The 16,705-nt window shown below is 49.5% G+C and carries 19 protein-coding genes; 7 read left to right on the top strand and 12 right to left on the bottom strand.

Annotated elements, in window-relative coordinates:
* Positions 1 to 9: 9 nt before the first annotated feature.
* The 6 genes from DXD65_RS02185 to DXD65_RS02210 all read right to left on the bottom strand — a co-directional run bounded on the left by DXD65_RS02185 (position 10) and on the right by DXD65_RS02210 (position 3,971).
* The gene (locus DXD65_RS02185; RefSeq protein WP_117887320.1) at positions 10 to 1,107 is read right to left on the bottom strand and encodes a hypothetical protein; all 1,098 of its coding nucleotides are present in this window, start codon (positions 1,105 to 1,107) and stop codon (positions 10 to 12) included.
* Between the two features lie 35 nt (positions 1,108 to 1,142).
* Positions 1,143 to 1,670: a hypothetical protein gene (locus DXD65_RS02190; protein WP_101602777.1), complete on the bottom strand. Its 528-nt coding sequence runs from the start codon at positions 1,668 to 1,670 to the stop codon at positions 1,143 to 1,145.
* Positions 1,667 to 1,915 (bottom strand): hypothetical protein, encoded by a 249-nt coding sequence (locus tag DXD65_RS02195; protein ID WP_032534429.1) that lies wholly within the window; start codon positions 1,913 to 1,915, stop codon positions 1,667 to 1,669. The genes DXD65_RS02190 and DXD65_RS02195 overlap by 4 nt, the downstream gene beginning before the upstream one ends.
* A 101-nt stretch (positions 1,916 to 2,016) precedes the next feature.
* Complete coding sequence (locus DXD65_RS02200; protein WP_032534365.1) at positions 2,017 to 2,298, bottom strand: hypothetical protein; 282 nt, start codon at positions 2,296 to 2,298, stop codon at positions 2,017 to 2,019.
* A 28-nt stretch (positions 2,299 to 2,326) separates the two neighbouring features.
* A complete protein-coding gene (locus DXD65_RS02205) occupies positions 2,327 to 2,722 on the bottom strand; it encodes a hypothetical protein (protein WP_101602776.1) in 396 nt (131 codons plus the stop codon).
* Positions 2,723 to 3,245: 523 nt separating this feature from the next.
* Positions 3,246 to 3,971, bottom strand: a complete 726-nt coding sequence (locus DXD65_RS02210) for a molecular chaperone DnaJ (protein ID WP_101602775.1) — start codon at positions 3,969 to 3,971, stop codon at positions 3,246 to 3,248.
* 1,880 nt (positions 3,972 to 5,851) lie between these two features.
* Between DXD65_RS02210 and DXD65_RS02225 the strand changes: the two genes are divergently transcribed.
* Positions 5,852 to 6,631 carry a hypothetical protein gene (locus DXD65_RS02225; protein WP_101602773.1) on the top strand — a complete coding sequence of 260 codons (780 nt, stop codon included), beginning with the start codon at positions 5,852 to 5,854 and terminating at the stop codon, positions 6,629 to 6,631.
* Positions 6,632 to 7,058: 427 nt separating this feature from the next.
* Here DXD65_RS02225 and DXD65_RS02230 read toward each other — a convergent pair whose 3' ends face one another.
* The 6 genes from DXD65_RS02230 to DXD65_RS02255 form a co-directional block, all read right to left on the bottom strand.
* Positions 7,059 to 7,517 carry a hypothetical protein gene (locus tag DXD65_RS02230; protein WP_101602772.1) on the bottom strand — a complete coding sequence of 153 codons (459 nt, stop codon included), beginning with the start codon at positions 7,515 to 7,517 and terminating at the stop codon, positions 7,059 to 7,061.
* Positions 7,518 to 7,523: 6 nt separating this feature from the next.
* Positions 7,524 to 7,745, bottom strand: coding sequence for a hypothetical protein (locus tag DXD65_RS02235; RefSeq protein ID WP_101604280.1), 222 nt, complete (start codon positions 7,743 to 7,745; stop codon positions 7,524 to 7,526).
* Between the two features lie 151 nt (positions 7,746 to 7,896).
* On the bottom strand, positions 7,897 to 8,334 hold the full coding sequence (locus tag DXD65_RS02240; RefSeq protein ID WP_101602771.1) for a hypothetical protein: 438 nt from the start codon (positions 8,332 to 8,334) through the stop codon (positions 7,897 to 7,899).
* Positions 8,335 to 8,336: 2 nt separating this feature from the next.
* A complete protein-coding gene (locus DXD65_RS02245) occupies positions 8,337 to 9,473 on the bottom strand; it encodes a phage antirepressor KilAC domain-containing protein (protein WP_101604279.1) in 1,137 nt (378 codons plus the stop codon).
* The gene (locus DXD65_RS02250) at positions 9,460 to 9,798 is read right to left on the bottom strand and encodes a hypothetical protein (RefSeq protein ID WP_032534423.1); all 339 of its coding nucleotides are present in this window, start codon (positions 9,796 to 9,798) and stop codon (positions 9,460 to 9,462) included. Before DXD65_RS02250 ends, DXD65_RS02245 begins: the two co-directional genes overlap by 14 nt.
* A gap of 19 nt (positions 9,799 to 9,817) precedes the next feature.
* Complete coding sequence (locus DXD65_RS02255; protein ID WP_178285200.1) at positions 9,818 to 10,261, bottom strand: hypothetical protein; 444 nt, start codon at positions 10,259 to 10,261, stop codon at positions 9,818 to 9,820.
* Between the two features lie 287 nt (positions 10,262 to 10,548).
* On the opposite strand from DXD65_RS02255, the gene DXD65_RS02260 reads away from it, so the two are divergent.
* The 6 genes from DXD65_RS02260 to DXD65_RS02285 all read left to right on the top strand — a co-directional run bounded on the left by DXD65_RS02260 (position 10,549) and on the right by DXD65_RS02285 (position 16,678).
* Positions 10,549 to 11,871 (top strand): DUF935 family protein, encoded by a 1,323-nt coding sequence (locus tag DXD65_RS02260; protein ID WP_101602770.1) that lies wholly within the window; start codon positions 10,549 to 10,551, stop codon positions 11,869 to 11,871.
* Positions 11,872 to 12,095: 224 nt separating this feature from the next.
* On the top strand, positions 12,096 to 12,731 hold the full coding sequence (locus tag DXD65_RS02265) for a phage minor head protein (protein WP_101604278.1): 636 nt from the start codon (positions 12,096 to 12,098) through the stop codon (positions 12,729 to 12,731).
* Entirely contained in the window at positions 12,709 to 13,293 is a 585-nt protein-coding gene (locus tag DXD65_RS02270; protein WP_101602769.1) for a hypothetical protein, read from the top strand. The genes DXD65_RS02265 and DXD65_RS02270 overlap by 23 nt, the downstream gene beginning before the upstream one ends.
* Positions 13,290 to 14,030, top strand: a complete 741-nt coding sequence (locus tag DXD65_RS02275) for a hypothetical protein (protein WP_101602768.1) — start codon at positions 13,290 to 13,292, stop codon at positions 14,028 to 14,030. Before DXD65_RS02270 ends, DXD65_RS02275 begins: the two co-directional genes overlap by 4 nt.
* A 245-nt stretch (positions 14,031 to 14,275) precedes the next feature.
* Positions 14,276 to 15,514, top strand: a complete 1,239-nt coding sequence (locus DXD65_RS02280) for a Clp protease ClpP (protein ID WP_101602767.1) — start codon at positions 14,276 to 14,278, stop codon at positions 15,512 to 15,514.
* 114 nt (positions 15,515 to 15,628) lie between these two features.
* Positions 15,629 to 16,678: a hypothetical protein gene (locus tag DXD65_RS02285; protein WP_101602766.1), complete on the top strand. Its 1,050-nt coding sequence runs from the start codon at positions 15,629 to 15,631 to the stop codon at positions 16,676 to 16,678.
* Positions 16,679 to 16,705 lie beyond the last annotated feature (27 nt).

Below are 16,705 nucleotides of genomic sequence, written 5' to 3' on the forward strand. Positions count from 1 at the left end.
GCCGGTATGTTAGAAGTCGATACGCAATACGTGCCGTGCGGCGGATTCTGCCGCCAGTGTCAGTTGCCGCTGCCATGCCTGGTGGCTCGGCGCCCATTTGAATGCGGTCTTTTTCAACAGTGTCCGGGTCTGCTCGTCCGGTTTCCCGTCGAAAAGTATCTGCAGTCGGTTCTCCTCGTAATTCCATACCAGTCTGCCGCCGTCAAACAGTATTTCACGGTTCTCACGACCGGCCTGTTCCTGCTGTTTCTCCCGCACCTTGCGGGCGATCTCGGGGTATTTGAAGATGGAATGACGCTCCGTGACGACGGGTTTCCCGCCCTTGCCGTTCCACTCGCGGAGGCGGGCGACGGCACGGTCGATTATTTCGACATTGCCATGGTTGGCATATGTGGAGAGCCGTCCGGCAAGATTGCTGACGAAAAGGGAGCGGCTATAACCGCGTGATGTGCCCGTATCAATGCCACGGATGGTGGCGGCCGTGTCGTCGATATCAGCCTTGACCCTCTGCCATTCCTCTTCGGCACGCTGTTCTTCGGGCTTGGCGGCTTCGAGGGCCTTGCGTATCGCTTCGAGGGCACGTTCGCGCCACTCTCTGAATGCCGTAACGCTCTTGTTGTGGCTGTTGCAGGCCTTTTCGTTACGGGCGGTGTTGAATCTCGCAGGTCCCGTGATCATCGCGCTGGCACAGCGGCTGTTGGCGGCAATCATTGCCGAGAAATAGCGTTTGTAGTTTTCCATGTAACGTTCCCGCTGCTGTTCGGGCATAGACTGCAAATCCTCGTGCAGTTCCTTTTCGTGCGAGGCGATGTCCGTTTCGCCCCGCTCTTCGGGTGAGAACGAGGTGAGGTTATAGGAGTCGCACGCCCGGCGGAAGTATTCTTCCAGATAACCCGGATGCGCCACTTCCACAACCTCCCAGTCCTTGAAATTCGCCGGGGCGAGGATTTCTTCCCCGCCCGGATTCCCGACAAGGTGGGAATAGCTGCAATACCCGTATCTCTTTCCCCTGAAAAGAAACGCCACCGACTCGCTTTCCGGGGCATCCACACGCCGCACCATGGTCACACGGTGGGCATTTTCCTTTGTCAACAATGTTGTTTCCATACCTTTCTTCTTGATTATTTGATTGTTTCCGATTTTTATTGTTGCTTTATCCGGGCAGCATGGCCCATTACGGAGGCGAACCCCACCTCGATACCTATCTGGTATCCGCCCTCGATGGTCGATTCCAAATCCGCCTCGCTTTCGATCAGGGATTCCGAATCATCGGCATAAAGCCTGTACAGGGCAAAGACATCCGCCTCCCATAGCTTCCGGGCATTTTCCGCCGGTACAAGCAGCCACACGAAACCGTCTTCACGGGTTACCTTGACGGCGGCTTCGCCATGGCGCAGGGTCCGCCGTTCCCTTATGTCCAGTGCCGCCGTCCACACGATATACATCAGAGCGTCGTGGCGGCTTTTAACATCGGGGGAATCGCACAGATGGCTGGCCGCGTCTTTGAGGGTCCGGAAAGAGTCCGCCATGAACTGCTCCACGACATACGGCTTCCCGGCAATGGCGGAACAGGCTTCGTCCGCCCTGCCTGATTCCGGCACGGCCTGAATATCCTCCTCTTCAAGGAAGATTTCACGGTGCAGGCAGTCCATGTAGTAATATGATTTCATTCCGGTTGTTCTTTAGGGGTAAAAGTGATTCTCGTATGTCCGTCATAACCGAACTTGACCTGCAGCCCGAAGGCTTCGGCATCGCTCGATATGGCACAGATATCCCAGATACTGAGTTCCGCACCACAGGTTATGACGGTATTGTCTTCTGAAATCTGCGGTGACTTGTCTTTCAATGCGGCTCCGCCGCAGATACCGCGCAGGATCACACCACGCCGGTGGGTGGACAAGTTGTTTGTTCCCATGGTTCTCCTATTTGTTTTTCCGTTATTTTTGCCATTCTTTTTTTTCTCCTGTTTGTAAAAGCATAGGGGCATTCCGCCCCCATGGTTGTTATTAATTCATATTATTTTGTACTGACTGTCTGTGGCGCCTGTTCCACAAGGGTGTACCGAAGTGCCGGCTTCCCGTTTCGGAATATGGTAAACGAGTTGCCTTGTACCTGCACGTCCTTTGCTTTTGGCCACCAGAGCCACGAGAGTTTCCCACCGCTGAGGAAAGCCACGGCATTGCCCTGTACTTTGCCGACCTCACGTACGCCCATATCCTCGTTGCCTCCGGACAGCCTGACGCAGTGCCAGTTGGAACCGAGTTCCATTTTTCTTTTTACATCTGCTAATGTTCTCATGTGATTATGTCTTGTTTTGATTATTGCATTATACCGCATGTATCCGGCATTTCCGGTTGCAACTTCTGAGATTGTCGGCATATGGCACCGGGTATGACCTGTTCATCCAGTCAGGAAACCCTTCACGGAAGCAGTGTTCCGGAGTCGGGTATTCTTTGCGCAAACGTTTCCTGTGGCGTCTTTTTGTCCTGTTTTCGACGGCATGGGGAACTTTGGGTATCCGTGGCGTATGCCATTTCCCGCCGGAATAAGTTGCGACATATTCCTGTTGCGGTTCGTCATTCTTGTAGCTGCACACCATGACAGCCGGTTTTTCGCTGAGTATCCCGGCATCGGCAAGCCCGCTGAGTGTACCTTTGGCAGCCTTGAAATTTACAAAGCAGCCCAGACTCATGGTACGGTCTGTGGAAAATATCTCTACCATGTTGAAATATATTATAAGTTATCTGTTTTTCGGTGTTTCCTTTTACCTCACGTTCCAAACTGGGGATAACAGCGGGACGTAGCTCACCCAGTGAAGGGTGATTTGAAGGCAGCCCTGCTGCACTACGTCAACCGTGTTATGTCGGGGGTGGGAACGGCATCTCACGACGCAAAGAAGTAAATTGTGGAAGTTAAATTGGAAGTGTGGGTGTACGGGAATCGAACCCGTTTTCAGCCAAGACCTGAAGCACCCGTGAATTTAATCCGGCATCTCCCTGTAAAACGGGAGTTATGCTGATGGCGGCATTTTGACCGCAAGTGTTTGCCCGGATGTGCCACGCTGTATAACAATGGCGGTGATACGGCAAATAGCAACATCTTTACTCTCACAAACCACTTTGTTGCAGGATATACCATTGGCATACAGTGATATGTAGACAGTTGGACGGAAAAAGCCCGCAAAGTCGGCACACTGCCATACAATGCGGGCATGTTACCTGCAATTCACCGGAAATTCCAATGAATCAGGCGGCAGTTTTCATATCAGTGGCAGGTTGTTGTCCTGCCGCCTGTTCGGAAACAGCTCCGGCGGTTGTTTCAGCGGTTACTTCAGCAGGCTGTTCTTGGGACTGTCCGGCAGCCGGTTGTTCGGTTGCTTTGTTTCTGCCTTTGCCCTTGCTTTTGGCGCCCGCCTGTTCCGCCACGGTTCCGGCAGTCGTTTCTACGGTCACTGCTGCCGGGATTTCGGCAGGTTGTGGTACCGGTTGTTCCGCTTCTCTTGGCAGCGCCACACGGAAACCAAGCGCATCAAAGGACGCTTTTGCGGCGGCGTGGATAGCTTTCTTGTAGTCACGTGCCGTACGTTCAAAGTCCTTTTTGGTCGGTACAAGACCGATTTTTGCCCATACGGACTCTTCCAAGTCGAAGCGTTTCACCGTTTCACCCTTTTGGGTGCGGAAGATGACGGCACACGGAGTTGTGGCACGGAGTTTCGAGCGGATGCCGTCGTTCGCCTCACGCAATTTGATTTCTTCGGCTTTGACAGCCCAGAAAGTCATCACCACATTTTTCCACACACGGAAAATTTCATCCTGCGTCTTGTCTTTCGGTTCATAATCCGCACCGAAGAACTGTTGGGCGGTTTCTTTTTCATTGCCGTCACGGTCTGTACTTTTGTACACAAGGATCACGCCTTTCAACCCGTTCACCAAATTTACAAACTGTTCTGAATTTAATCTGCTTGTTGCCATAATGATAAAGTATTAGTTACTACGCAAAAGTGCGTATTGCGAGCACTTCCGGAATCGAACCGGAAATCTCACATTGCTGCGAAATGTGGCAGCCATTGCCACGTGCCCATAACCCGCCCATGTATTTCACCCTACATGCGCGGGTTTTAATTCATTTCCGCAACTTTCTTAACGTGCCCTATAGTTTGCTCGCAAAAAAATACTATATTTGCAATGTTAAATGACAAATACCTGTAACTTCGCATCATGGCAAACGCTCGCTTACTCCAATTTCGACAAGACGTTTCTTTGGCACGTCCCGGATCTTTTCCAATCCGGCAGATAACTTTAAGGTGAGGCATTTAGGCGTTTTGCCGAGCCGGGTATTGCGCATAGCATTGGCATATACATTTACCGGCGTCCCCTATACGGATAGTTTTTACCGCTATCGTGCATTTTATTCCGAGCGCACTGGGCGCAATTATGGCATTATTCTTACACGTCCTTTTTCATACAACTTGCACTCCCAAATTTGCGTGCTTTGTGTATGCGGTCTAAAAACACGTTTTTAGCCGTTCCAACTTGCTACATTGGTTTGTAGTCCTGCTCGGTGTGGTTATTTAACACCCTATTTAATCGCTCCAAAGCGAACAAGCGAATTTTTGATTTTCCAAGCCTCAAAAATAGGTTTCCCACAAAAAGGGCTTTTTGTTTCTCGCTCTTGGCGGTCTTTGTTTTTCTGTTTTTTAAATCTGTTTTTTAGTTATCTATTTTTTTTCTTTTTTTCTCCGTACTTGTTTGCCGTTTGTTTGGCTTTCGAGTACATGACTATTATAAAACTGTTTTTCAGAACTGCAAAACTTTTTGAGAATTTTTTTTAGATTGTTTCAAAAACACCCCTTTTGCGAATATGGTACGCATACGCGCGAAGAGAATTATTAATTCATTGAATATCAACAATATATAAAATAATAGCTTTTGCGAAAAAAAAATTTTTCATTGCAAAAAACGAAAAAAGCCCGTTTCTATATGTATATTAAAATGAAAGTTTTACTATATATTTAATTATCAATGGTATAGGTCTGAATAAATATCCAAATTAGATAAAAACAGAATGAAAAAATATATATTGCTTTCATTTTGTAACTAATAATAATAACAAAGTCTGTTTTATGTTTACTTTATATAAAAGTAAAACAAGTAACTTATTGTAAATTAATATAGTAACAATTTTAAAAAGAACCGGGTGGGTGTACTCCAAGGTGCGGATTCGATTTCTATCCTCGGGGCATTTTTCCAAATCCCGTTTTTTAAAACGATCCAATATGGGGTCCTGCCATAAAATTGTAAGCGGACGTCAAAAAATATATAATAACGGGGACATGGACTTACAGCGGTTTTAAATACAATCATAACTGTTATTCCGGCATTTATAAGACATTCCCAAGCCACAGATACACATACTTCCGGTTTTCATGGATATACAGACTTTCAGAAGATTTTCGTTTCTTGCGGGTAAGGCCGGTTTTGGGGAACATCGGAAATGTGGGCATAAATATATAGTGCCAAAGTATCCGGCTCTTGGTATATATTCTTGATTGTACCGGTAAGAAACGGCTTGTTGGATTCTGTAAAACAGCATGTTCAAATGGAATTTTCATCGGTAGGGATTACGCTGTAATAGTCTATTTATTAACCATATAGAATATATATGGAAATGCATGTGTATGATTCTTGACTTTTTTGTATGTTTTTTGTGATTTTGTATAAGAATCCTGAGAATTGGTGTTTAAACGCCTGTCTTTTTGCTGAATAATGTGTATATTTGCCATAATGTTTCTCTTGTGTATGAAACATGGCTTTTGAATGTTACAGGAAGGAAGCGAAGAAAAGGATGAATAATGAAACCATATCGTAGAAAGGATATCAGGAATATTCCGGGCGAACTCTCCATAAGCAAGGGGCTGGCCGTGTTCAATGAGGCAACATTGGAGACGGGACTTGTGGGTGATGTTTCCGGCGAGTGTATTTCAGTCCCGGTCAGGGTGACTGCGGACAAACAACTTCTTACGGACGATGTCGTAATGCCCTTGAAAGATTGCCGGGAGGCGGATACGGAACAGAAGATTGCGTTACAGCGTCTGTTGAACAAACGGCATCTGGTATGGGACAGGCGCAAAGGCGCATTGTCGGAATCGATGTACATACCCAAAGACGGGCAGCAGGTGAAAGTGAGCCTTTTGGACGAGCATGTCATATTGGGGGCGTTCAAGGAGATTGACAGGAAAGGGAATCTTGTGTTGTATTGCCTGATGGAGGAGGACGGCACCCTGCGTCATTCACTGCATGAGGAAATCGGCGTTGCGGAGAATTGGCAGATTACCCCGATAGGAACCAGTGCCCGCAGCCGGTTTGCCGATGCGCTGCACCGGGAAGGGATTGTATGGAACGGACGGCTGAAACGCCTTGAACCGCTGGAAATACATATCAATCGTGGAGGAAAATACTATTACCTGAATGATGTCCTGGAAATCTGTGAATGCAGGGACAGCAGCCGGCCGTCAGACAGAAAGCGCCTGGAATGCGGAAACTATTTCAGGGAGCATAAGGATGCCGAACTGGTGTGTGACTGTGTGCGCTCCATCGTCAAGCTGAACCGGGGCAAGGATGTCAGGCGATAACACGACAATAGGGGGAGAATATTATTCTATCGTTCTCTCTTTTAGGAATCTGAAGGGGAAGTGGCCTTTCTTTTTTTTGCTCTTTCCCTTATAAAAACAAAAACAGACGGCGATGCCGTCTGCTATCTATCTGTTTCTTTTTTGGTATCTTTTTTCTTTGCTCCAAAGAAAAAAGTACATCTACCATCTTCTTCTTGTATGATACTACTTATAGTATTGTTGCTACATTTGTAACACCCCTCGTCTCAGTTATCCGGTACATTTGTATCATCTTCAAGGTAAAAAAAACGGGGCGTCCGGGGCTTCTCCCCCTGGCGCCATATTTTGTTTCAATTTAGACATCTGTTGTTTGTCGCATATGGCTACGGATATAAAAAAACAGACGGCATGCAATGATACCGTCTGTTATTCTTCCATGTGCCTCTTTTCAGGGCGGACATGTTCCGTGCTTTTGCCCGTTCTCCTTCCAGTGGTAAACCTCCTTGTCGGAGACGGACATCACTGTTCTTTTTTCCACATCAAACACCTGCCGGCAGAATGCCTTGACACAAAAGGATGTTTTCAGTTCCGCCAGTATTCTCACGAGCCTGTCATAAGCATGCATGTCCCAGAGATAATCATACATTCCGCCAAGCGGCACCCGTTTAAGCAGCCCCATGCATGTTGCCTTCTTCACGCATTTATCAAAAAGGCGCGAACCGATCTCCATGCTCTCCATATGATACCGTTTGCTACGCAAAGTGTCATATCCCTTCTCCCGCAGACGTGTGCGGTCCGCCATGTACATCATGAATATGACCTCTTCCGGTGGAAATGCTCCCACCAGTCCGCTGAAGCATTTCAGAAACGGTATCACGGCCGCTTTTTTTTCATTATTTTCTTTCATGGCGCGCTATTTCCCGGAAACGTCCGTTTGTGAATTTCCCGCTTCATCATCCCTTATTGCGGGATTGACATAGAAGTGGCATATTTTGCCATTTCGCATCGGTTTATACACGGAGTAACCCAGTTTCCTGGCATAACGTCCCACGGAAACCCGGTTGGCGAACTTGCCGGTATGTTCCGTCAGGTGTGCCGCCATCTCCTCGACGGTCATTCTGCTTTTTAATTCCATATCATTGCTTTTATTTGGTTTCATGGTAAGGATAGCCATGACTGGTGCAAATTGTTTTCAATTGATATGAATTAATAAGAGACGGCCATGAAATCGGCACGGAGGAATTAACGGGTTATATTTTAGCCTCATTCACGGAGCCGTCTCCCGACTATTTCTCCATCAGCCGGCAGATCTCCCGTATCGTACCGGCATTCCGTTCGTCCAGCCACTCCCTGGCCACGTTCCAGGAGAGCGATTTGCTGAATTTCAGGTTCTCCTTTGTGATGGTGTGATATGACAGTCTTCCTTCCGTAGGTTTGAGTCCGATGGAGTGCAGCCCGCATAAGCCGTCCCGGAAAAATGTACATCTTCCGGCTTCCTGCCTGGCCTGTACCATTGGTACAATGCCCGGAACTTTTCCATGCAACAATCCCACAGCCCATCCGGTGGGTGCCAGCCTCTCCTTATATCCGGCTTTCAGTAGCCGCAGGATATCTTCCGGCGTACCAAGGCACGGGGTGTGGCATTGCCGCCTGCATAGCGGACAGCGGCATTCCACCGGACGCCTTCCTGTCTTGCGGATTATCCGCTGTAATGCTGTCTCCATCGTTATGCGCCCGGTAAATGGTATTCCGGATTCTTTTTCCGCCATAACTCTATGATACATTCACGGCCGGCCTGCGTCCAACGTTTTGTCGAACCGAAGGTATATACCTTTCCCCGGCTGTTTTCCCATGTGTAGGGGACATCACATTGCCATGCCCGGCAGGAGGGGAAGACCACCCACTGCCGTTTTTCGTACTTGCAGATTCCTTCCTCGGCAAGAAACTGATGCAGCTGTCGCGGGGAGATACCGAGCTCGTCGGCGATACGTGTGCTCTTGAACCAGTCCCTGTTCTCGATGAACTCCTCGTAGAAGACAATTTTGGGCATGGAGTCGCGCACCACTTTCCGTAGTTCCCGGATCAGTTCCTTTGCCGCCTCCATATCTTGCGGCATGGGACAATCCAGGCAAGGCATATTGGGGGGCGCCGGCTTCGGATGTTCACGAATGGCGGTCGTCGGGCGTTTCATGGACAGCTTTTCGATAGCTTCACCACACCATTCCGCCAGGGACAGGTCTTCCGGTGTGACCCACCGGACCAACGGTATGATAAGGGGGGATTCCAGCCAGGTCGCCCCATGTCCACGTCCACGCGTGGTGAAGATTTGCGACTCATACTTTCCGGTACGTCCGTTACCCGCCATCTCCCTGCGGAGCATATCTGTAGAGGCAATGCGGAGCCACTCGGATGGAATCTTCCCGAAATGCATCGTGATCTGTGTGGCGTTGACCATCAGCTTGTCACCGATGCGCCGGAATGTGACAGGAAACCCTTCCATGAAATGAAGGATTGTGTCATTCTGGACCGCGGAGTGCAGATCATCAGACTCCAGTTCCAGAAGCTGGTTGCCCCATGCCTCCAGCTCGTCAAGCATGTCGCGGGGTATAATAGTCTCCTTGCGCACCGTCCGCAAAAGCCTGCGCATATCGATGGGCCGGAAACTCCACTGCTCCCGTCCGTTCTTCCGGAAACTGATCCTCAATGCCGTCGGGCAGATACGGGCGATGGCCCCGTCTTCAAGCAGCTCGCTCCGTTTAAGTATGTTACATACGTCCATGGCACAGATGTGCAGATGGCCGCTGTGGTTTCGGGAAACCCGTATGTTCCAGTCCCGAAACGGAATGTTCCTATTCTCTCTCATAATCATTTCCTCCTTTCTTTTTGTTGTCAGATTTATGTTTATTCTCAAGCAAGGCCCGCTTGTGGGCCATTTTGCGCACCGGATAGTATGTACGTTTCTCACCGCAAAGGGCATCATAATCCTTCAGCATCAGCGTGCCAAGGTCGGACAGTTCGATCTCGACATCCGGATGCAGATGTCTGAAATAGAGCCCGCCGCTGCATACGTACTTGCCCGTGCAACAAAATGAAATGGCCTGCAAGTTGCCTTTTGTCAGTTCCGCCGCACTATGTAGCGAGCGCGTAATGGCGACAAGAACCTGTGCCCCGTTGAAAATGAGCACCATTTTTGGCCGTTTAAATGTACTACGTCTCATGTTGTCCTAATATTTGCGTTAATTCCTCCTTTGTAAATCTAAGGCCGGCAGTCTGTACCAGCCAAGTGTCTGAAACGGTAAATCCACCGGACAGCAATTCGGACATGCGCTCCAGAAGGTAGGCACCGAATGCAGGATCGATGTAAACGACAAATAATAGAGCCAGACATTCATCAATTAACAGATGTCCCGACGCCTCGTCACGGATAACCATGTTTTCCTTGTCTATTCCGTAAACATCCGTCAGCGCTGTTATCCAATGATGGAAAGAGGCGCGGAAGTCACGGACGTTGTGCCGGTGTGCGTCTCCTCGGGCCCGGATAAAATGTGTTGCGTCGAAATAGACCGGTCCGTCCTCCTGTGACGTTCCAAAAAGCAAATCGGGGAATTCCCTGTACCGGACTGTCCGGCAGGGAATCTTTTCTTCTTTCATGTTCTTTTTTCCATTGTTTTCAAATTTGTATTTAACATTGTGCAAATATATATCTTTTTACGGTGAAATATCACAAAAAACAAGACTGATTTTTCGTTTTTATTTAATTGATTATCGTTGATAATAAGCGATTTACAGAAAATTCAAATCGAAATATCTATATATTTGGTTGTATTATTTCGTTTTGCAAATCAAGCATTAAGAAGCCTGTTTTTCATATACTTTTTTTTGTACAAAACTTCTCTCCCGCCTGCTCTCTACTCTTTAGGTAAAAAAGCAAAAAAAATATGGTGACATCGGACAATTCATTCAACGGGGAGCTTTTGGAGAGCATATTCAGGACTTCCAAGAAAACCATTCAGGAGTATGTCCGCGAAATCGAACGCAACAACCGCTACCGTTCATGCCGCCAGGATATAAGTTCAGGATACATCCTTGATGACCGTGCCAGGCTCATTGACCTGTACGAGGCCTGCCTGCAGCAGGATGCGCATATACGGTCGGTGGTTGAAACTTTGGAGAGCCAGATACTCGGCGACCGTTATATGCTTGCGCATGTGAACGGGAAAGGGAAATATACCAAAGACGTGGTGAACTCGCAAAAGATACAGGGCTCGCAATTTGACAAGATAATCAAGGGTATCGTGGAAGCCAAGCTTTACGGGTATACTTTACTCGAAATCATGCCGTATGTTGATTCCGGAACAGGCAGGTTGGCGGAAGTCAACATCATCGAACGGCGCAATGTATTGCCGGACCAGAGAGTTGTACTGAAAAGGCAGGGTCTATGGGAGCCGCATTGGGATTTGCGCAATCCGGCCTACCGCCGTTGTTATGTGCTGGTAACCTCGGGTGACCTTGGGCTTTTTTCTGCCACAACGCCATTGATACTCGCCAAAAAGTTCACGGTGGCCAATTATGTTAACTTCTCCCACACCTACGGACAACCGATCATTCATGGAAAGACGGTCAGTGAGAGCAATGCCGACCGCAAACGGCTGGCCGGTGAAATAGCCAATGCGGCGCAGAACAAGGTCGTGGTCACCGGCATCGAGGATGAGGTGGACATCAAGACCTTCACCATGTCCAATTCGGAAAAGATATATACCGGACTGATTGACTTTGTCAACAAGGAGGTTGCCAACCTTGTGCTCGGTTCCGAGTCCATGGCCGGAGGGATGCAGTCGTATGTGGGTTCTACAAAGGCGCATCAGGATATTTTCCGTGACCGTATCGAGGTTTACCGCAGATATATCGAGAATGTCATGAATGAGGAGATAATCCCCCGGCTGGTAGCCATCGGATATATTCCTGCAGGACTGGAATTCAGGTATTCAAACCGGATAGAGATGAATAACGAGGACCGTATCAGGCTCTATTCGCTCATTACAGAAAAATACGAGGTTGCGGCTGACGAAATCGAGAAGGAGTTCGGAATCAATGTGGGCAAGCAGCTTAATGCCATCCCGGTTATGGGGCTTGAAGCGGATGGCGGCCGGTACATTCCCGGCCATAACGACCGCGGTATCATGTCAGACGAAGAGTATTTCCGACGTTACGGGCATCCCCGGGGGAGTAAGGTTGAAAATTTTTTGCGGGGAACGGAGTGATGGCCCGGCTTCCGTTCCCAAACGGTGTTCCATATGGAGCCGTCAGGGCGTCCGCTTTTCAGGAATCCGGTACGGAAAAGGAGTACCGTGTCATATTTGAGGCATTCCGCAGGTTCATTCTCCACTATGAAAACAGTGCCGAACGTCTCGATATTATGGAGGACATCATCACTTTGCGTGCTTCTTTCCTGATAGACAAAGCGTTGACAGGTTTACGTATTGACCTGGACCGTGCATTGGAGATTCTGAGAAACCATAATAGCTTTACGACGGAGAGAGAGAGGCTGCAGCGTGACATTCTCATCGCTGCCATAGACAACCTGGTTGATTTTGCGGCGGCCGAAGAGTATGCGATGTTCAAGGATATGCCTGAGACAGTGGATGAACGGGATATGGAGACATACGGGGAGATATGCCGCCGGTATAACTTTATTTATGCGGAGAGAGAGAACAGCCAGGTGCTTTTCGCCGCTTCGATGGCGGCATGGTGGCTCACGGTGGATACGGACACGGTGCTGACCTATATGACGCAGGGAGACGAACGGGTGCGGGCGTGGCATCTGTCCCTCGAGGGGCTCTCGTACCGCAAATCGGAATTCCCGCCGGAGTTGATACCGCCCATTGAGTGGGGATGCCGTTGTTTTCTGGTAGCGGACGGGTTCGCCGCGGTACGGGCTGCACTGCCCGTTCCGGAAAATTACAGGAAGAGGATCGATCCTGTCTTCCGGGAGAGTCTGGCCACGGGTGGACGCATTTTTTCCAGGGCACACCGCTATTTCGACATGCCGCTGCCGGAGCACATGACCAAAATTGTAAAACGGATAAAAGAAAAATTTCATGCAAAAGATAACACTCGATGAATTTTGCACCCATTGGGTGAGGGAAAGGGGAAAGGGAGGCTGGGATCCGTTCCTGCCCAGCCGTCTGGCGGGTAACACGTTTGATTTTGCCACCGAGGCCGGACAGTACAGCCGGCAGCAGTTTCTTGCCTCCTTTCCCTCGGGAGGTTTCTGCGGCGGCACATGGACGCCACGTACCTCCCGTTGGGGGCGGAAGTTTACACATCCGGTCATGAATGACACGGGAGCTCTTGCCGCAGGTATCAAGGGAGAAGCGGACAGGACCGATATCAGGGGGCGGCGCAGCGACGGCAGCCGGATATTCCGTAAAGGGGCCCGCTACTCAATATGGACTACCGAGAAGAGCATTCCGATTAAGGGCAAACGGGGACGCAGCAAGAACCGCTACGGGCACTATGCCGCCGTACACAATACCGACCCGAAATTTGGTCTGTACACCGTAAACCAGCATTCTTCACGGCGTCCCGTACACCGCCAGTTCATAGGTTTCTCCCCGAAGATAGAGGATTACATCGCTGATAATTTTATGGATATGATTTTTAAAGGATTCCCGGGCGTATGATAAAGGACAAGCATTCCGTAGGACAACCGCATCAACCGGCTCCCGTGCAGGAAAGCCTGCCGGAAGAAGTGTCCGAAAATCCGTTTGTGAACATGTATCAGGCGGTGAAGCGGGCCATACAGACCATAAAAGAGGACCCGGACGATCCGCTCTCACCTCCCTTTTTCAAGACCATAGCCATTGACAACGGACAGTTCGCCCGTATCGTACGTGGGGAAAACACGGAATATGAGACCGTTTTTCCGGCCGTCTTTATCCATTTCGTCAACGTGAGGTACCTGGTGCAACAGCAGAGAATCGGCGAGGGGCGCGCCACCATGCGTGTACGCTTCATTCTTAATACGCTCAACAACGGGGACGAGGATAGGGAATGCGAGTCATTCATCGTATTCCAGAGGCTGAACGTGGCCATTCAGGATGCCAAGAACAGGGAACCCGCCCTTAACGAACGGTGTAACCTGACCTATTTTGACATGCCGACCACCACTAATATGCTCCAGGCGTATTGGGTGGACTATGAGGTATGGTTCCGGGAGTCTTCCGCATGGAAATACAGGGACTGGGTAAAGCGCTATCTGGTCATGCCGCCTTTCACGCAGCATGGCGATGCGCCGCAGCATGACGGCGGCGGGCACGGCTATCACCCTGAACCGGGCTATGATAAGGCGACAGGATTCAGTCAGGCGGTGGAAACAGGCGTACATGGCGGAAACAAGGATGAGATTTCCGGCATTTGATGGTGGGGCCTTGCACATTCACGGCATGGGTATCTGAAAGGGTGGTCCGGCGCTTCGTCCGTTCAAACAATGCATGGTCATTTTTCGATTAAATGTCATTATTCCGGGAAGTAAGTCCCGCTACCATATCCAAATGTCTTGTAAAATGATCTTAAAGTTGCGTGGCGTGCAGGTGGACAGCCCGTCCGGAACTGTTTTTAACCCATAATCTTGTCTAACGCCTACTCTTCCATAAAAAGAAAAACATGAGTACAGAAGAATTGCAATATGTGGTGGGTGAAGCAAAAACGGGTGAACCTGCCGTTATCCGTTTCTTCGGCCGCGTAACGGAAGAAACCACCTCCCGGTTCAATGACGAGTTCGACTTTCTTGAAAATATTATCCGTCCATCCTGTATCCGCGTGTTAATCAATTCGGAAGGTGGCAGTGTCCTTTACGGCATGTCCACTTATTCCACCATCGCCAATGCCAAAGTGGACACAGAATGTGTCATCGAGGGCGTGGCGGCGTCAATGGCTTCCATTATCTGGGCTGCGGGCAAACGTTCCCTTATGCGGGACTACGCCATTTTAATGATCCATAATCCTATACTGCCGGACAATGACGGGGAAGAGCCTTCGGACATGCTGTTGGCTTTCACCAGGCAGATAGAAACGATTTATCGGAAAAGGTTCGGTTTGACCAAGGAGCATGTGCGCGCCATTATGGACGGGCAGGCCGGCAAGGACGGGACTTATTTTGATGCGCAGGCTGCCGTAAAAGCGGGCATCATTCCATCAGAGAACATTATTCGTACATCGAAGCAGCTCTGTCGCAAAGTACATGACGAGATTGCCGGACTGGCGGACACGGCGGCCATTCAGGAGTTGATGGACCGCGTCAGTGAGGGGAATAAACCTTTTGAGGATATTTTTCCTACTCTTACAGAAACAGAAAACGATATGGCAAACGAAAACAAGACACAAGGTTTTGAGTACGGGGCGATTGCCGCCTCGCTGGGCATGAAGGACGGAGAAGTCAAGGACGTGATGGCCCGTATCTCCGAACTGGCAGCGATGGAACCTAAATACAAAGAGGTGCAGAAAGCCCTGAGTGACGCACAAACGGTCATAGCCGGTAAGGATGCTGCAATCCGGAACTTGCAGAAGGATCTGTCCGCTGCTACGGCACGTCTCTCCACTTACGAACAAAAGGAGAAGGACGAGAGGACATCCCGCATCGAAACGCTGGTGGAGAACGCCATTGGCGAAGGCAAGATTGACCGTGAGGCAAAAGCGCAATGGGTGGAGATGGCGGAGGCCAACTTCGAGTTGGCGGAAAAAACACTGGCTTCCATCCCCGCGCGTGAGATCATCTCCAAAGAAATCGCCAATGACCCGGCCAACATCCAGGCCACGGCGGAGGCGACCAAGACGGCCGAGCAGATGATGGCCGAGAAGGTGGCCGAGGTAGTCGGTGCGGATTTCAAGTTCCGCAAACTCTGACAGGCAGACATCCGATCTTAATTGACATGCCGGAGGCCGCAGGCCTCGCGCGGAAACACAAGTATCCGCCAGTCGGCCGAGTTTCACATTTCAACGGAAAAACTTAAAACGACAATGGCCGATACAGTAAATTTTCTTCAAAATGGATATAGCGGCGAGGTTCTTGAGGACCTGCTGACCTATACCGTGCAGGGTAATGATACGGTTCGTGAAGGACTGATCCATATCAAGACGGGCATCCAGCACCGTTATACACTCCCTGCCATCAAGCTGGGCAATATCATTCAGGACAATGTGCCGACCCCACAGCCCATTCACGGTTCCAAAGGGGATGACGGCTCGAACGAGTACCAGTTCACCGAACGGTATCTTGAGCCCTCCGATTTTATGGTTTACCTTGAATTCAATCCCAGGGACTATGAAAAGTACTGGCGTTTCGCACAACCGGAGGGCAGTCTTGTATTCCGGGAACTTGACCCGAAAATCCAAGCCACGATGCTTCGCTTGCTCATGGACAAAAAAAACGAATACATCGGTAATGCCATATGGACCTCCGCACGTGGCGGAGATACGGTGGCAAAAATCACCGCACCGGAAGGCTGTACGAAAATTGGTGCCAACAAGGAGAAGTATTTTGATGGTGTTGTCAAACGCATCCTCGACAATGTAAACTCTACGGACACGCAGGTAGTTGCCGGCGGACAGTGTATCGTTTCGGGAACGACCGAGTTGACGGACGGTGCGGCGGTGGAAGCGGCTCTTTATGCGATGTGGAAAAAATGTCCCAAACAAATCCGCAAGAAGACATCCTTGGCCTTTGTGGTAGGATGGGATGCTTGGGACGCGTATGACCAGTATATCTCGGACAAACAGGTCAAATACTCCGAAAATACCGAGGTCAACCGCTATCGCTTTAAAGGCAAGAGGATTATCCCGATCGTGGGAATTCCCGAACATACGATGGTGCTCGGCGAGTTTTCCACCGGGATGGACTCCAATCTTTGGATGGGGGTGGATTATGCCAACGATACGGATATTCTGAAAATTGACCGGTTGCAGGCCAACTCCGAACTGTTCTTTTTCCAGATGCGCATGAAAATGGACGTGAACATTGTCCGTCCCGCGGAGATCGTGGTGCATACCGCCTACAAAAAGAGCGAATAACACACCTTTCTTCATTTTTCAATATCC

The organism is Bacteroides sp. 4_1_36, from assembly GCF_003466325.1.
Taxonomy (GTDB): domain Bacteria; phylum Bacteroidota; class Bacteroidia; order Bacteroidales; family Bacteroidaceae; genus Bacteroides; species Bacteroides uniformis.

What these genes read in the sequence shown, in the direction of transcription:
- DXD65_RS02285 (WP_101602766.1), top strand. Translation starts at nt 15,629, where the DNA reads ATGGCCGATACAGTAAATTTTCTTCAAAATGGATATAGCGGCGAGGTT.
- DXD65_RS02210 (WP_101602775.1), bottom strand. Translation starts at nt 3,971, where the DNA reads ATGGCAACAAGCAGATTAAATTCAGAACAGTTTGTAAATTTGGTGAAC.
- DXD65_RS02195 (WP_032534429.1), bottom strand. Translation starts at nt 1,915, where the DNA reads ATGGGAACAAACAACTTGTCCACCCACCGGCGTGGTGTGATCCTGCGC.
- DXD65_RS02275 (WP_101602768.1), top strand. Translation starts at nt 13,290, where the DNA reads ATGATAAAGGACAAGCATTCCGTAGGACAACCGCATCAACCGGCTCCC.
- DXD65_RS02240 (WP_101602771.1), bottom strand. Translation starts at nt 8,334, where the DNA reads ATGGAGACAGCATTACAGCGGATAATCCGCAAGACAGGAAGGCGTCCG.
- DXD65_RS02260 (WP_101602770.1), top strand. Translation starts at nt 10,549, where the DNA reads ATGGTGACATCGGACAATTCATTCAACGGGGAGCTTTTGGAGAGCATA.
- DXD65_RS02185 (WP_117887320.1), bottom strand. Translation starts at nt 1,107, where the DNA reads ATGGAAACAACATTGTTGACAAAGGAAAATGCCCACCGTGTGACCATG.
- DXD65_RS02190 (WP_101602777.1), bottom strand. Translation starts at nt 1,670, where the DNA reads ATGAAATCATATTACTACATGGACTGCCTGCACCGTGAAATCTTCCTT.
- DXD65_RS02205 (WP_101602776.1), bottom strand. Translation starts at nt 2,722, where the DNA reads ATGGTAGAGATATTTTCCACAGACCGTACCATGAGTCTGGGCTGCTTT.
- DXD65_RS02230 (WP_101602772.1), bottom strand. Translation starts at nt 7,517, where the DNA reads ATGAAAGAAAATAATGAAAAAAAAGCGGCCGTGATACCGTTTCTGAAA.
- DXD65_RS02280 (WP_101602767.1), top strand. Translation starts at nt 14,276, where the DNA reads ATGAGTACAGAAGAATTGCAATATGTGGTGGGTGAAGCAAAAACGGGT.
- DXD65_RS02200 (WP_032534365.1), bottom strand. Translation starts at nt 2,298, where the DNA reads ATGAGAACATTAGCAGATGTAAAAAGAAAAATGGAACTCGGTTCCAAC.
- DXD65_RS02270 (WP_101602769.1), top strand. Translation starts at nt 12,709, where the DNA reads ATGCAAAAGATAACACTCGATGAATTTTGCACCCATTGGGTGAGGGAA.
- DXD65_RS02255 (WP_178285200.1), bottom strand. Translation starts at nt 10,261, where the DNA reads ATGAAAGAAGAAAAGATTCCCTGCCGGACAGTCCGGTACAGGGAATTC.
- DXD65_RS02245 (WP_101604279.1), bottom strand. Translation starts at nt 9,473, where the DNA reads ATGAGAGAGAATAGGAACATTCCGTTTCGGGACTGGAACATACGGGTT.
- DXD65_RS02225 (WP_101602773.1), top strand. Translation starts at nt 5,852, where the DNA reads ATGAAACCATATCGTAGAAAGGATATCAGGAATATTCCGGGCGAACTC.
- DXD65_RS02250 (WP_032534423.1), bottom strand. Translation starts at nt 9,798, where the DNA reads ATGGTGCTCATTTTCAACGGGGCACAGGTTCTTGTCGCCATTACGCGC.
- DXD65_RS02235 (WP_101604280.1), bottom strand. Translation starts at nt 7,745, where the DNA reads ATGGAATTAAAAAGCAGAATGACCGTCGAGGAGATGGCGGCACACCTG.